Annotated in this window: 1 protein-coding gene; it reads left to right on the top strand. The window is 71.4% G+C overall.

Annotation, left to right across the window (positions count from 1 at the left end):
* On the top strand, window positions 1-248 hold a 248-nt coding region (locus tag MFF21_RS23810; protein ID WP_238315058.1), incomplete at both ends, for a fructose 1,6-bisphosphatase.

Here is a 248-nt window from a genome sequence, read left to right as displayed (position 1 = left end):
GGGGAGCAGGCCGCCGTGGTGAGCACCACGCGCCTGAGGAACATCGCCGGGCGCTACGTGGGCAAGGACGACCCCGTGGCCATCGTCCGCACCCAGAAGATCTTCCCCGCCACGGAGGAGTTCGGCCCCGTCTTCGCCCTCGCCCCCTACGTGGCGGGGGACACCCGGGGAAGCCACCACATGCCCCTGATGCCCGTGCGGGCCAACACCCCGGCCTCCACCTTCTTCTGCGTGCCCATGGTGTGCGG

It is taken from the genome of Methylobacterium organophilum (assembly GCF_022179465.1).
GTDB lineage: Bacteria > Pseudomonadota > Alphaproteobacteria > Rhizobiales > Beijerinckiaceae > Methylobacterium > Methylobacterium organophilum.
This window is presented reverse-complemented; position numbering and strand designations above follow the sequence as displayed.